We start from the raw sequence: 12,304 nt of genomic DNA, 5'->3' as shown, positions 1-12,304 counted from the left end.
GACACACATACCGACTTTACTATTGAAATAGCTGGAAGGCTTGTATCAATACATGTCACTGAGAGAAATTTTCCTAACTTCTTTCAATTTATTACCTTCAAAAATTGCAATAGTTGCGATGTGGGAAGCTGGGTTAGCTACACATTCATACGCCGCAACAATAATCACATCGCCTACCTCTCCGAGTCTCGCTGCGGCGCCGTTTAGTACAACCTCCCCCGGCCTGCCCGGGATTACATATGTAGTAAATCGTGCCCCATTTGTGACGTTGTAGACTTCTACTTTTTCCAACGGGTAGAACCCCGCCGCTTCTATGATATCTCTTCCCAACGTCAGAGATCCCTCGTAGTGTAGATTTTTGCCAGTCACAACAAGTCCGTGTGCTTTAGCTCTCAGCAAAACCGGCATACACCCCCTAACAGTTTAGTTTATATATGTGATCGTGCCTAAGCGCATATAACGGGAGAACAGATATATCTCCACGGCAGAGTTACGAATAGCGATGTATCCTATTGAATTCTGTAGCTATCTGTAGAGAGGTGTACAGGTTGCTGTAAGACTGGGCAGACCTGTCAGCGACCAGAAACCCTCCCCACACATCGGCGCCCTGGACATCATCACCAACGCAGAATAGACCCAGAGATTTATACACTTCTCCGAGAGCCTCAGCCAGATGGGCAACATGACAAAAACCCCCTCTGTGGCGCCCGGCCCTCTCCGGGGGGCTCGGGGCCTGCCCGCGGAGACGCCTTTTGGGCGGCCGCGGGCGAGGGGGCTTGGGTCGTTGGGGGCTGGCTGTGCCCCCTTGGTCGCCGGGCCCCAGGGCCGGGGTAGTGGCTCATAGGAGCGACAGTTTACGAACTTAAAAGTGTGGTGGTCGCCGAAAAAGCGGGTTGCTTCTGGAGGAGCTCCCAGTACCTCCTCTTTGCCCAGAGCAACGGAATTCTATCCCTACGGTCCGAGAAGCCGCAGGCGGGGCAATGCATTACGCGGTTTCTCTCTTCGATCATCTTGGCTTCGCAATGGGGACAGGCGAGGCAAGGGCTCTCGCACTTGCCGACGTTAGAAGAGAGGTGCCCAGCCTCGCCGCCGTCCCAGAGGCGTTGGCGACATGGGCATGGGCGACGTAAAATTTGAAACTAGGTACTGCGAAAACGGGTGTACAGCATTCATAACCGGCAAGCCGACGCTGTTAGTCAACCTAGAGAGGGTAATCCAATGGGGAACACACACTGACCCCGCCTACCTAAACGATGCCCTATGTTGAAGACGGCTGAGAAGTCTTAAATTGTATATCTTAGATTATCTTATGGAGATCCCCAGCTACCTTTTGGAGATCCTTAGGGTGCACGGGCTTGGCCCGCTTGCCGTGTTGCACGACGCGGTAGCCCAGGGTCTAGATCCGCCGGAGCGCGTAGAGCTGTACCTAAAGGCGTCTGAATACTTTTGGGAGGAGGGGCTGAGGCTTATCAATGCCGGCGATCTTAGACAAGGCGGCGAGAAGATCTGGAACTCAGTAGTGCAACTAGTCAAGGCCGTGGCGGAGGCGCGGCGCTGGCCGCACGATACACATAGGCTTGTCTGGGCCGCCGTGAGGAGGATCTCCCAGGAGCTGGGAGATCGTGAAGTTGTGAAGCTCTTCGCGCAGGTGGAGCAACTACACGTGAACTTCTACGAGGGGCACTTGGAGAGGTGGGACGTAGACGTCTTCGTCGAGGCGGCGAAGACGCTTAGAGAGAAGCTAGGGGCAGCGCTGGGAGGCCGCTAGACCTCCCGCCACACGTCGATAAACCTCCTGCACCAGCTCTCGTACTCCTGGGGGGTAGCCACGTGGATCTCGAAGGGGTGGGGCCCTCTGCCGACGGTCTCCGCTGTCGCTGTCCAGCCTAGAGTCCCCCCCCCCCCCCTTACGAAGCTCCCGAAGGCCAGAACCCGGGCGTTTGGATCCACCTTCCTGACGACCTCCTTTATCGCCGACAGATACCGCCTCAGCCACGTATCTATCGCGCTCCCTCTTCAGATCAGCCAGCAACTCTACAAACATCCCAACTCCCCCAAGAGCTTCTCCACGTACTCCACGGCCCTCCCGGCGGCCTCCGGAGAAAAGGTAAATGGGAGGTATCTAGACGCCGTGTAGGCCAGCGTCAATAAGTCGAGAAAGAGGGGGTCGACGTCGACGCATTCAAACCTTGACAAGGCCGAAGCCAGAGTCTTAAGGTCGTTCTTCGGGGGGAAATCCCCCAAGCGGCTGTAGAGCTTGTACTCCAGACACAGCTGTAGCGCCTGCTCTGCGTGAAACATGGCGAGATTTCACACCATCCTCAAGATCCCTCCTAGCCACCCGCAGAGAAGCCCTCGAGTTCTCCAGAAGAAAACTCACATACATCACCACGCGAGATTATTTAAACTCCATACCCCTCAGCGATGTATCTCCACACCCCACAGCGATTCTACGACGAGGCTTCACGACGTCACCTTAGGCGACGTCGCCTAGGCTGGGGAATTAGGCGGGGCACTTGGCGCCAGTGGCTGGAGGAGCCCCGTCGTCGCCACCCGGCCGTCTAGGGCTTCCGCGTCACATGGCTGGCTGAGGCGCACGGAGTTCTCTTCTCTACACCTTCCGAGCCCCGGCTAGGCCCGGGACATGCAAATGCGGCTTCTCGCCAATGTTACAGATGTATGTCTGCCGTGTAGCCCGTTGGCAGTACGGCGTTCAGCTACCTTCTTATGTTGTCAGTTTTATGACAAATATTTTTAAGGTTATTGTCAGTATTTTGACAATGGACGTGGTGGATAGGGCAAACCCCTGGTGGTTTGAGACCAACTGGGCTGAGAGAGACCGCCATCTTCGGGCGTGGGAGGGGGAGAAGGTGCGCTGGGTCCCCAGTTGGATCTGGGCAGTCTCTCTGGATCCTCCGGCGTTGAACTTCGTCTATGGCCCTAGGCAGACGGGCAAGACCACGGGCTTGAAGCTCCTCATTAGGGAGCTACTGAGGCGGGTCCCGCCGGATGCTGTGGCCTACCTAGACCTAGACATCATCCTGTCGCCGGCTGAGCTGAGGAGAGCTCTGGAGTATGTGCTTGGGCGCGCCACCAGGCGGGGGGCAAAGACGCTCTACCTCTTTCTCGACGAGGTGACCTCGGTCAGGGGGTGGTGGCGCGTGCTCAAGTACTACATAGACGTGGGGGCCCTGGAGAGGGCCGTGGTGACGGCCACCGGCTCCTCCACCGTGGGCCTTGTCAAAACGCCGGAACGGTTCCCCGGCAGAAGGGGGAACGGCCGCGACGTGGTCGTCCTACCCCTCGACTTCCCCACCTACGCCGAGGTTACTGGGGCAGCCGGCGGCGACCCGGCGGCTCTGGCCGAGGCCTTCCACGAGTACCTAGAGACGGGCGGATTCCCCCGATCTGTAAACAGACACCCCGACGCGGCTGAGACCGTCGTAGACGCCGTGGTTTCGGAGGCCTATAGACACGGCAGAAGCCCCCACCTCCTCAAGGACATAGTGGCGGCTGTGCTGGACAGAGTGCCGAGTCCAACGTCCTACCACGCCTTGGCACAGGACGTGGGGGTCTCCCACAACACGGTGAGGGAGTATCTGGAGTTCCTCGCCGACATATACGCCGTCGGCATCGCCCTGCAGATATCCGGCGGGATGCCCCAGCCGAGGAAAGAGAAGAAGATATTCTTCAGAGACCCCCTGCTCTACCGGGCGCTGGCGCAGTGGACATCCAGAGCCGTCGACGAGGCAGCCCTCCTCGAACACGTGGTACAGGAACACCTCTACCGGAAGTTCGGCGAGATATACTACTGGAAAAACAAGGAGGAGGTAGACGCAGTAGCCGGCCCCTACAAAGTCGAGATAAAGAAGACACGGCCCCGGAAAACCTACCCAGCAGACGTGCAGATACTAACAAAAGAGGACATACCACACTTCCTAAAACAACTAAAAAGCTGAAAAGGGGCAAAAGTTTTACTCTCTAAAGGATCTCAGCCACACCTATATCAACACACTCTTATGTAACGCGTCAGATAATTAGAGCCAGCGGTACCCGTAGCATAGGACACCACATAGACCTCTTTTGGAAGTAGATCCCACGACGTCGATACAGACCCGATTTGGCCATAAACGCCACTACCACCTATGTTGATGCCGAAGTAAACACTCGTTGATTGGGCTATTTTTACCCGCGTCTTAGGCGGCGAGAACGACACCCAACCGGTTGAGATAGCGCTCCAACCGCTCCACTGCTGACCTTCCATGGTGATCTGGTTGTAGAAGGTGACGCCAAAAATGCCGGCAGTATTAATCCAGCCAAGTCCTCTATAGATACCTGATGAGCAGTCGGTGTCGTATGCCACGCCGTGTTGCACCCTAGCAACAGTCACTCCAACTACACTTTTGAATTCCCACTCTATCGGCGGCGGATAAACCGTAGTGATGGCAAGGCTCTGTGCATCTTTGATAAGTTGTACCTTCAGTAGTATCTCATGTGGTATGTACTCTAGCGCCTTTGGCTCTATGTTCTCGATTACTGACTTCGTCTCAGTCCAGTTGAACAGGTTGAATTTTTTGAGGATCCACGACCCATTTACTGTCGGGGGCCCTCGGGGAAGTATAATAGGGTCAGCCTGACGGCCTTGTTGCCCTTCTCTATCTTGACCCATCCCTTGATCACCCCTCCGCCGATAGGTAGCACCTTCTCTTTTTTGCTTTCTATGAAGTAGTAGGGCGCCGCCTTGTACAGCCTCATGAACTCCTCGGGCCGGCTTAGGTCAAACTCCAGCATACTCCCATTGGGGTACGTAAGGATGACCCTAGCTTCTTTCTCGTTGCCCACATAGTGTATACCCGGTATGACGGTGCCGTTAGGTAACACGGAGTATGTAATCGGTATTTTAGGTACCACCTTGACAGGTAGATACAGCGAGTTGGTTGCCAAGATCAGCGCTATTGCTACTGCGGCTGGTATTGTGGCTAATCCCGCTATCTTTTTTCTATCCATGTACGGTATTGAATTTGCCAGTATTTTTTTCGTTTGATATCTGTAAAAGACAGCTACAATATATACATCAATACTAATAAATTTTAAGATATACTAGTTTAATTTAAACTACATCTCATAGGATATGTATAACCAGTGAAGTCCCCTCTACCTTTGCTACATGACTAGAGCCGAGGAATAACATATCCCGACGCTGTGTCTTGGGCCGGGTTTTGTCATGGGTTTGGCTGTTTTCTTCTTGGGGGTATGGGAAAAATTCTGCGTTTGGCGCAGGCGGAGGAATTAAATGCGTGTCTATCTGCGGCGGTGAGGGGCAGTTCCATGAGCTGTCTCGACCGGGCCTGTCCCGAACGCTGGCGGAGGGGGCCGCGTGCCCCCATAGGTGCAAGTCAAGAATTGCCAGCGGTGACCGCCTAGGGACATACGGTTTATGTTCTGCACCGGAGTTTTTTGGCGGCTGGCCTCGCCTTGGCGGCTGGGATTTGGGATATGTGTCTGCCGCGGTAGGTGTGCCAAGTGGTTTTGGGCGGGTAGAGCCTGCCTTCTAGGGCTCTCTGGACCACCTCCTCCTTGGGGATATTCACTTCTACCACCCGGTAGTCAAATAGGAGGACTGGGGCCGACCCATATTTAAGCAACGCCTTGAGCCTGTGATGTCCGTCGAGAACGACGCCGGTTCTGTAGTCCACGGCGATGGGCGGTATCTCCCCTTGGGGCTCGGGGGCGGCGTCTAGGGTCTCCTCGTGGGGCTTTAGGCAGGCCACGTCGACGTAGAGGGGGTAGGCGGTTGGGCACCTCCTCTCTGCCTCCTCGAGGTCCTCTGGGGTGTCTACGTCTAGGAGGGGGCCCACGTCTACCTCCACCCATCTGTCCATGTCGGCGCTGGGGAGGTAGGACAGCCCCACGTAGCCCCTCGGCGTCACCGCCGTGGCGAAGACCTCTTGCGCTGTGAGAAGCTGTATGTGCCGGGGCTCTAGGTCGGCTATGTCGCACGCCGCCACCACCGCCGGGGCTAGGCGGGCAGCTATGGGAAAGTCTTGGGGGTAGCTCTGGCCGCTTCCGTAGACAACCTTTAGGCCCCACCTCTCCGCCGCCTGGACGAGTTCAGTGTGGCTAGGCGTCGTCACGACGTAGATCTCGTCAGCCAGCTGGTGGAGGACGCCCGCTACTCTAAACAAAAGCGGAATGCCGCAGACTGGCCTTAGGCACTTCTGGGGGTCGCCGAGCCTACTCCCCTTGCCCCCCGCCATTATTACGGCTCTCACGTAAGAAACAACTTAAATATAAATAATGCCCCAGGAACTGTGATCTTAGCATACGTCGGCGGTGGGAAAGGCAAAACCACAGCCGCCCTCGGAACAGCCTTAAGAGCTTGGGGCCACGGCATGAGGGTGCTGGCGGCCTTCGTAATGAAGACGCCATTTTACATGGGAGAGGAGGTTGGCGAGTACAAAGCGCTAAGGAGGCTGGGAATAGACGTGCTCACCCTGTGGGACCTCAGAAGACCTGAAGAAGTGCTCAAGGAGGCGCTGGCAAGGGCAAATGACTACGACTTAGTTATCCTTGACGAGGTAAATTACGCCGTGAGACAGGGCTTCATAGATCCCAAGGCCCTCCTTAGCTTGAGCCGGGAGAGACCCCACTTCATACTCACTGGCGATTTTGAATACCCAGAGCTATATCAGGTGGCTGACTTGATATCCAGGGTGGAGGCGGTTAGACACTACTACTCTAAGAGAGTGGGGGTAAAAGGGCTGGACTGGTGAGGAGGATAAAAACTGCCGCCGCCTTGGAAATAATCGAGAGGCCGCGTGCCACGTCAAAAAGCGTGGGGAGGCCGCCCACTCCCACTGCGTAGCTCCCCGACTTTTCTAAGACAACTCCAAGCGCTGAGGCAAGCGCTGCAATAGGCCACCCGGCGTTTCTACTGACAACTCTTCTTCTGTGGGAGAGGACCTCGGGACTCCACCAACCGGCTACTGCAATTATGCATAAGGCGGCTAATCTCGCCGGGATATAGTTAAGAGCTGTGTCTAGATAGGCGGCGGGAGCCCCCGCTCTGCCGAAGTAGGGAAATCCCACCAACCCATCTAACGTATTGACGGCTCTCTGAAGCCACGCCCCGGGCAGGCCGAGGAAAGCGTACCACATCAACGGAGAAATGTAAGAGTCGACGAGAGACTCAGCAGCTGCCTCTAAACATGCAGATCTCACATGTCCATCAGAAGCCGTTGAGAGATCTCTCCTCACAAATTGTTGCGCTACCCATCGCAGATCATTACTACGGCTACAGGGATATATGATGTGGGCGACGCCAAAGGCAAGCTTGAGGAGATAGCCCTCTAGTAACGAGCCGAGAATACCTAAATGTGGCTTAGCCAAGACTGCTAAAAGAGCAGGCGCCAGCCCCACGGCGAGACCTACAGCAAGTACAGCGAGGCCGCGCGTGTACCCACCTGGTCTCGCAAGGGGAGAGGCAGCCTTATATATAATAGCCACCGGGTGGAGTACCGGGTGGATAAGCCTCGTGACTAGGTAACCGCGCCACCTCGCGGGCACGTCTAAAGTCTCAAGAGCGAGGGCGAGGGCCAACGCTATGGGATCCACACTCTGAGAGAAGAGACTGTTAAAAACATGTTACGTCGTTGCGGCAAATGTCATATTCCGCTAACGGTATATATTATCCAGTTCCATACTTACTACGACAATAGGTTCGTATCCTAGGCGGCTGGAGCAAAACTCCTCACGCCGTTTCTACTAGCTACACATAGTGTAACCACGGTCGTCACTGCTTGAGAACGCCAGTCTAACCTAGCCTGGACAACCAAAAGCCACTACGATGTGTCTTGTCAACCCTAGACATGACCACGGCCACCTCCATAGCATTAGAAGAGCCCATTTATAAGGGATGTGCTAAGGTCAACTGTTGCCAGATAGAGCGCCCTTGTGACCTCCAGCAGAGCGCCTAGAAGGTCGCCGTTTGCACCACCCAAATGTTTGTAAGCGGCTACATAGAAGAATAGCGAAAGTACTGTTGCGGCAAGAAAGGCCGCTGGGTGGAGCCAAGCAGCAACAGCGAGAGCTGGTAGGGCGGCTGGCCATTGGCGTTTTGCAGAGACGATGAAAAGAGAACCGAGCCCCTCCTTAAACGGCTTTGAGTAGGCAGCTACGACGAGGGCCAACGCTTTTGAATAGAGGTCAGTTACTATGTAGTCAAGCCAGCTCTCTGGTCTCGCGCTGGCCGCAAGCACAAAGAGGGCTACCACGGCGAATATCCCGCCAACGCCCCTCCTAGGATCCTCCAACACCCGCCGCGCCCTCTCTCTATCCCTCACCATCAGCGCATCTCCCACGTCAGCAAGGCCGTCCAGGTGGTGGAGACCGGTGGCCAAGAGGAGAGCGGCGTAGGCGGCCGCAGGGCTGTGGGTGAGGAAGTAGACGGCTCCCCCGGCGCCCCCCACCATTAGCCCCGCCAGATAGGGGGTGGCCCAAATACAGGAGAAGTCCAGCTCGGCCCCGCCGACTGGGAGGGCGGTAAAGAAGGCCACTACCGCCTTGAGACACCGCATACCGCCTCTATCAACACGTCGTTCTCGGGAGGCCTCCTCAGCGAGTACCTAAATCCCGCTATCCCCTTGTCCCAGAGAGGCCTCACCTTCACGCCGGGGGGAGGCGGCCCAAACACCACTTGGAAGTGAACCGAGGTGGGGAGAGTCTTTACACACCTGGAGATGGCCGCTTGAACTCTAGCCCCCTCCTCCCTCACGTAGGCTACCGTCTTTTCTCTGTGGGCGCGTAGAAACTCGGCACCTGTGTGGTATATTGCGTAGTCAGCTATGCTGTTTATCCTCCAGGGCGGGGGGTCTCTGTGTTTATACAAGAGAGCGCCGATTCTCAAGCCAGGGGTGGCTAGAAACTTGCCGTAGGACTTCACCACGGGCAGATCCGGAGCCGCCGACTTGCCTCCCGCGAATTCCATGAAGGACTCGTCTACGAGGAGAAACGCCCCCCTCCTCCTCAGCCTCCCGGCGAGGTCGAGGACGGCGTCTCTTGGCATGTAGAAGCCAGTTGGGTTGTTGGGGTTGCAGAGGATAGCGACATCACCAGGCCGCGCCTCCCTCTCCAGGAGGGGAGGGGGCACCCTCACGGCCGGGACGCCCAGGAGGCGGGCAATTCGCTCGTAGTCGCCGTAGCTGGGCCACGCCACCAACAGCCTACGGGGTCTTAGGTCGAGTAGGGCATAGAGCAGGGCCTCCGTCGCCCCATTGAAGAGAGTCACCTCAACCCCCTCGTACTCTCGGAGCACCTCCTCGGCGAGGTGTGCAGGGAACCTCCTGTGGACCCCCCGCGCCGCCGCTTGGACAAGGGCCTCCTCAAGCCCGGGGGGCGGTCCTATGGGGTTGGAATTGTCCGAAAAGTCATAGCGGACCTCCTCGGCCCAGGTAGAGCCGCCGTGGACATCTAGGCGAAACATGAGCCTAACCTCTCTAGCTCGGCTTCAACATGGGGCAGGGGGTCCACGCCTTTTGTTTCGGCATGCCACAGGGCGTAGCCCATGGCCACGCCCTCTTTGACATAGCCTCTCTCATAGGCCCTAAGCCCTCTGCATCTAGAAGTAGCGAAAGACGTCTTTGAGATATATATCCTCCTCACTCCCACCTCCCTCATTAACCCTAGGAAGTCAGCTGACTTGTCCTCCACAATCCAGCGGGTTGTAGCTACCGCAAGCCGCTCCATGTCGCCGCCAAGCGCTTTGTACAACGCCGCCGCTGCCGCCATCTGTGTACCGCCGGCGAGGATAACCTCTCCGCCGCCTTCCACTACCCCCAGCGCGATAGAGGCCACAGCCAAGTGGACAGGGTCTCCTACCTCGGCCACCGCTGTAATAGCGTCAAGTGGAGGACTAATACGCGCCAGCGCATCTCTAACTACTTTAATTTTAAGCTCCTTGGGATTATCTGGCGATGAGCTGCTTGTCCTCCCCCACGCATTGTAGCCCAGGGCTAGGAGGATTGCCATGGCTGTGGTCGTTCCGCCAGGTATAGATTCGCCAATTACCACCCTCCCCAGCGGGGCCAGCTGCCTACCCAGTAGCCGCCCACCGGCCGCTATCTCCTCGGCGGCTTCTCTAGGCATGGCGCCCTGCCTGATGTCGCCCCCCGGGACTCCGCCCAAGACTACACGGGGCACCCTTGGCGGAATTCTGCTACCGGCGTCGACGACGAGCTTGGGCAAATCCCTCGTCAGCGCTCTCGTCACCACGGCCGGGGTCGGTATGCCGTCTGGAGTGACCGGCACCGCGTCCAGCGTCTTGGGGCGACCCGTGAGTAGATACTCTACATCAAGAGCAGGCGTGTAGTGGGTGGCTTCTGGAGATGGGCCGGCTATAGAGATGCCGGGGATCAACGATACATCTGTCGTCCCTATGACAATCACAAGGACATCGCCCATGCCCGCCCACTTCCAAATATTTATAAACTTGAATGAATTCCAACATATAAATATTAGAGTCTTTCTAAAAGCCATGCGTATAGAGACCAAGCTAGTAGATGGAGCGCTTTGGGTCGAGGCGCCTGGCGTAGCGTTGTCTAGCACAGTGGACGGAGGGGTGAGGAAGGTCAAAGGGGCGGTCTTTAGGCAGGTGACGACGCACATGACCTGTAGAGAGATGGAGGAGGCCGCTGTCCCCGGCTACCTCAACTTTTACACCGCGGTAGACGTGGCAAAGCACCACTGGGCCGCCCGGGGGAGATACGCCGCGGCAGTGGCAACGGCCGGCTTCGGAAACACCATAAACGTCCTCGTGGTTGTGCAGGCAGAGCCCGACCTCAGAGCTCTCGCCGACGTCTACAGGCTGGCCGTCGAGGCAAAGGCCGTGGCGGCGGTGGACATGGGCCTTAGGAGGGGCTTGGCGAGACTAGGCGGCGACGTGTCAGACGCCGTCGCCGTGATAGCGACGGGCGGCGTCAAGGCCAGATACATGGGCCTGGGGACCGAGGTGGGCGAGGAGGTCTACGCCCTAGTCCAAGAGGCAGTGAAAAAAGCCGCAGGACCCCCCGACCTGGACCAAGAGCTCCGGAGGTACCTCGGGGTGGGCGTCGGCGACCTCCTGAGGCTTGTGCTGGAGACCTACCGCCAGGCGCCGGTCCCCGGCGCCCAAGGCGTGGAGGAGTCCGCGGCAGATATGTTGAGCCGCCTCCTACAGGACCCAAACGTCTGGGCCTTCATCTACGCCGCGGGGGAGCTAGATGTAAAGGCCGCCTCGGGCACCCACCGCGGGCTAAGCCCACAGGAGCACGCCCAAGACAGCAAGAAGATAGTGGCAGACGAGGCAATAGGCGCGGCGCTAGCCCAGTACATAAACGGCTTCAAAGCACTACAAGCCATGTACTGGCTCGACAGAAGAAAGCCCCCGCCCCTAGATAGACTGCCCATGTACACCGACGACGTAGCCGCAGCCCTAGCCGGAGGCTTACTTTCGAGACTCTACGACAAGCTACTACACGGGATTTAGCCGAGGCGGGGCTCTTCATCGGCGTTGCTGAATAGAGGCGTTTTTGTCGATGCGCGGATGCAACAGGAGAGGTAAATAAAAAGTTAAGCTTTATGATCTTCTGGACAGCGGCGAGTAGCTCCAGGGAACGACTATCTTTGTGGATGGGGAGGAGGCGATGGTCTTCAACGCCTCGATGTACAGGGGAAGGGCGTTTTGACTTAGCTTGGAAGCGGCCTCGTTTATGTAGTCCAGAGCCTTGGCCTGCCCCTCAGCCCTTATATTGCGGCTTGGCGCTAGCCCTCCGCCTGCAGTATCGCTGCCTGCTTCTGGCCCTCGGCCTTCAATATGGCGGCTTGCTTCTCGCCGTCTGCCTGGGCTATTAGGGGCGCCGCTGAAGTCTCTCCTCGAGGAGACGAAGCCCTACGGCCAGTACGCCCTCGCGTGGGGGGCAGACGGCTACTCCGCCTCGCTCCCCCTCGATGCCTTGATGGAGGAGGCCACGATAGTCGCCTGGGCGCTCAACGGAGAGCCCCTCCCCAAGAAACAGGGCGCCCCGGCTCGCCTCGTGGTGCCCACGCGCTACGCTTGGAAATCCGTGAGGTACTTCGCCGCGGTGGAGGTCTTGACTGAGCCCGTGCCGGGCTACTGGGAGATGCAGGGCTACTCCCTCAACGCAGACCCCTGGCGGGAGGAGAGGTTCGACTTCGGCAGGCCGGTCATGCGGGGGAGGAGAGTCTCAATCAGCTAGGGCTAAGTCTCTTCACCCTCCGCTCCTGCCGAAGTCATCATAGGCGATATTTT

At 57.4% G+C, this 12,304-nt stretch carries 15 protein-coding genes and 2 pseudogenes; 6 read left to right on the top strand and 11 right to left on the bottom strand.

Going from position 1 to position 12,304, the window contains the following annotated elements:
• Positions 1–45: 45 nt before the first annotated feature.
• Positions 46–408 (bottom strand): aspartate 1-decarboxylase, encoded by a 363-nt coding sequence (locus tag PISL_RS07080; protein ID WP_011763116.1) that lies wholly within the window; start codon positions 406–408, stop codon positions 46–48.
• A 446-nt stretch (positions 409–854) separates the two neighbouring features.
• Positions 855–1,031: pseudogene (locus PISL_RS10925) on the bottom strand (zinc ribbon domain-containing protein); the annotation flags it as partial.
• Between the two features lie 86 nt (positions 1,032–1,117).
• Here PISL_RS10925 and PISL_RS10920 point away from each other — a divergent pair.
• Complete coding sequence (locus PISL_RS10920; RefSeq protein ID WP_167827648.1) at positions 1,118–1,267, top strand: hypothetical protein; 150 nt, start codon at positions 1,118–1,120, stop codon at positions 1,265–1,267.
• A gap of 42 nt (positions 1,268–1,309) precedes the next feature.
• Positions 1,310–1,768: a PaREP1 family protein gene (locus PISL_RS07075; RefSeq protein WP_011763115.1), complete on the top strand. Its 459-nt coding sequence runs from the start codon at positions 1,310–1,312 to the stop codon at positions 1,766–1,768.
• On the opposite strand, the gene PISL_RS07070 is transcribed toward PISL_RS07075, so the two are convergent.
• Positions 1,765–1,950, bottom strand: coding sequence for a hypothetical protein (locus PISL_RS07070; protein ID WP_053240405.1), 186 nt, complete (start codon positions 1,948–1,950; stop codon positions 1,765–1,767). The two genes, PISL_RS07075 and PISL_RS07070, sit on opposite strands and share 4 nt — an antisense overlap.
• Positions 1,951–2,034: 84 nt before the next feature.
• Complete coding sequence (locus PISL_RS07065) at positions 2,035–2,301, bottom strand: HEPN domain-containing protein (RefSeq protein ID WP_011763114.1); 267 nt, start codon at positions 2,299–2,301, stop codon at positions 2,035–2,037.
• A 479-nt stretch (positions 2,302–2,780) separates the two neighbouring features.
• Here PISL_RS07065 and PISL_RS07060 point away from each other — a divergent pair, with 479 nt between their 5' ends.
• The gene (locus tag PISL_RS07060; RefSeq protein ID WP_011763113.1) at positions 2,781–3,959 is read left to right on the top strand and encodes an ATP-binding protein; all 1,179 of its coding nucleotides are present in this window, start codon (positions 2,781–2,783) and stop codon (positions 3,957–3,959) included.
• 47 nt (positions 3,960–4,006) lie between these two features.
• On the opposite strand, the gene PISL_RS10915 is transcribed toward PISL_RS07060, so the two are convergent.
• From PISL_RS10915 to PISL_RS07050, 3 genes are all read right to left on the bottom strand, one after another.
• The gene (locus PISL_RS10915) at positions 4,007–4,669 is read right to left on the bottom strand and encodes a hypothetical protein (protein WP_167827647.1); all 663 of its coding nucleotides are present in this window, start codon (positions 4,667–4,669) and stop codon (positions 4,007–4,009) included.
• A complete protein-coding gene (locus PISL_RS07055; RefSeq protein WP_011763111.1) occupies positions 4,594–5,007 on the bottom strand; it encodes a hypothetical protein in 414 nt (137 codons plus the stop codon). Before PISL_RS07055 ends, PISL_RS10915 begins: the two co-directional genes overlap by 76 nt.
• A 428-nt stretch (positions 5,008–5,435) precedes the next feature.
• A complete protein-coding gene (locus PISL_RS07050; RefSeq protein WP_011763110.1) occupies positions 5,436–6,272 on the bottom strand; it encodes an NTP transferase domain-containing protein in 837 nt (278 codons plus the stop codon).
• Between the two features lie 39 nt (positions 6,273–6,311).
• Here PISL_RS07050 and PISL_RS07045 point away from each other — a divergent pair, with 39 nt between their 5' ends.
• Positions 6,312–6,773 carry a cob(I)yrinic acid a,c-diamide adenosyltransferase gene (locus PISL_RS07045; RefSeq protein WP_011763109.1) on the top strand — a complete coding sequence of 154 codons (462 nt, stop codon included), beginning with the start codon at positions 6,312–6,314 and terminating at the stop codon, positions 6,771–6,773.
• Here PISL_RS07045 and PISL_RS07040 read toward each other — a convergent pair.
• The 4 genes from PISL_RS07040 to cobT form a co-directional block, all read right to left on the bottom strand.
• Complete coding sequence (locus PISL_RS07040) at positions 6,739–7,614, bottom strand: CobD/CbiB family cobalamin biosynthesis protein (RefSeq protein ID WP_011763108.1); 876 nt, start codon at positions 7,612–7,614, stop codon at positions 6,739–6,741. The genes PISL_RS07045 and PISL_RS07040 overlap by 35 nt on opposite strands.
• Positions 7,615–7,892: 278 nt before the next feature.
• Positions 7,893–8,576, bottom strand: coding sequence for an adenosylcobinamide-GDP ribazoletransferase (locus tag PISL_RS07035; RefSeq protein WP_011763107.1), 684 nt, complete (start codon positions 8,574–8,576; stop codon positions 7,893–7,895).
• Positions 8,555–9,481 carry an aminotransferase class I/II-fold pyridoxal phosphate-dependent enzyme gene (locus PISL_RS07030; RefSeq protein WP_011763106.1) on the bottom strand — a complete coding sequence of 309 codons (927 nt, stop codon included), beginning with the start codon at positions 9,479–9,481 and terminating at the stop codon, positions 8,555–8,557. Before PISL_RS07030 ends, PISL_RS07035 begins: the two co-directional genes overlap by 22 nt.
• Complete coding sequence (gene cobT, locus PISL_RS07025) at positions 9,469–10,458, bottom strand: nicotinate mononucleotide-dependent phosphoribosyltransferase CobT (protein WP_011763105.1); 990 nt, start codon at positions 10,456–10,458, stop codon at positions 9,469–9,471. The genes PISL_RS07030 and cobT overlap by 13 nt, the downstream gene beginning before the upstream one ends.
• A gap of 73 nt (positions 10,459–10,531) precedes the next feature.
• Here cobT and cbiS point away from each other — a divergent pair, with 73 nt between their 5' ends.
• Positions 10,532–11,521 (top strand): bifunctional adenosylcobinamide hydrolase/alpha-ribazole phosphatase CbiS, encoded by a 990-nt coding sequence (cbiS, locus tag PISL_RS07020; RefSeq protein WP_011763104.1) that lies wholly within the window; start codon positions 10,532–10,534, stop codon positions 11,519–11,521.
• 364 nt (positions 11,522–11,885) lie between these two features.
• A pseudogene (locus PISL_RS07015) lies at positions 11,886–12,251 on the top strand (molybdopterin-dependent oxidoreductase); the annotation flags it as partial.
• Positions 12,252–12,304: the final 53 nt, after the last annotated feature.

Source organism: Pyrobaculum islandicum DSM 4184, assembly GCF_000015205.1.
In the GTDB taxonomy this organism is placed as follows: Archaea; Thermoproteota; Thermoprotei; order Thermoproteales; family Thermoproteaceae; genus Pyrobaculum; species Pyrobaculum islandicum.
The sequence above is the reverse complement of the archived record's forward strand: the minus strand, read 5'-3'. Positions and strand labels throughout refer to the sequence as shown.

What these genes read in the sequence shown, in the direction of transcription:
- PISL_RS07080 (WP_011763116.1), bottom strand. Translation starts at nt 408, where the DNA reads ATGCCGGTTTTGCTGAGAGCTAAAGCACACGGACTTGTTGTGACTGGC.
- PISL_RS10920 (WP_167827648.1), top strand. Translation starts at nt 1,118, where the DNA reads ATGGGCGACGTAAAATTTGAAACTAGGTACTGCGAAAACGGGTGTACA.
- PISL_RS07075 (WP_011763115.1), top strand. Translation starts at nt 1,310, where the DNA reads ATGGAGATCCCCAGCTACCTTTTGGAGATCCTTAGGGTGCACGGGCTT.
- PISL_RS07065 (WP_011763114.1), bottom strand. Translation starts at nt 2,301, where the DNA reads ATGTTTCACGCAGAGCAGGCGCTACAGCTGTGTCTGGAGTACAAGCTC.
- PISL_RS07060 (WP_011763113.1), top strand. Translation starts at nt 2,781, where the DNA reads ATGGACGTGGTGGATAGGGCAAACCCCTGGTGGTTTGAGACCAACTGG.
- PISL_RS10915 (WP_167827647.1), bottom strand. Translation starts at nt 4,669, where the DNA reads ATGGGTCAAGATAGAGAAGGGCAACAAGGCCGTCAGGCTGACCCTATT.
- PISL_RS07055 (WP_011763111.1), bottom strand. Translation starts at nt 5,007, where the DNA reads ATGGATAGAAAAAAGATAGCGGGATTAGCCACAATACCAGCCGCAGTA.
- PISL_RS07035 (WP_011763107.1), bottom strand. Translation starts at nt 8,576, where the DNA reads ATGCGGTGTCTCAAGGCGGTAGTGGCCTTCTTTACCGCCCTCCCAGTC.
- PISL_RS07030 (WP_011763106.1), bottom strand. Translation starts at nt 9,481, where the DNA reads ATGTTTCGCCTAGATGTCCACGGCGGCTCTACCTGGGCCGAGGAGGTC.
- cobT (WP_011763105.1), bottom strand. Translation starts at nt 10,458, where the DNA reads ATGGGCGATGTCCTTGTGATTGTCATAGGGACGACAGATGTATCGTTG.
- cbiS (WP_011763104.1), top strand. Translation starts at nt 10,532, where the DNA reads ATGCGTATAGAGACCAAGCTAGTAGATGGAGCGCTTTGGGTCGAGGCG.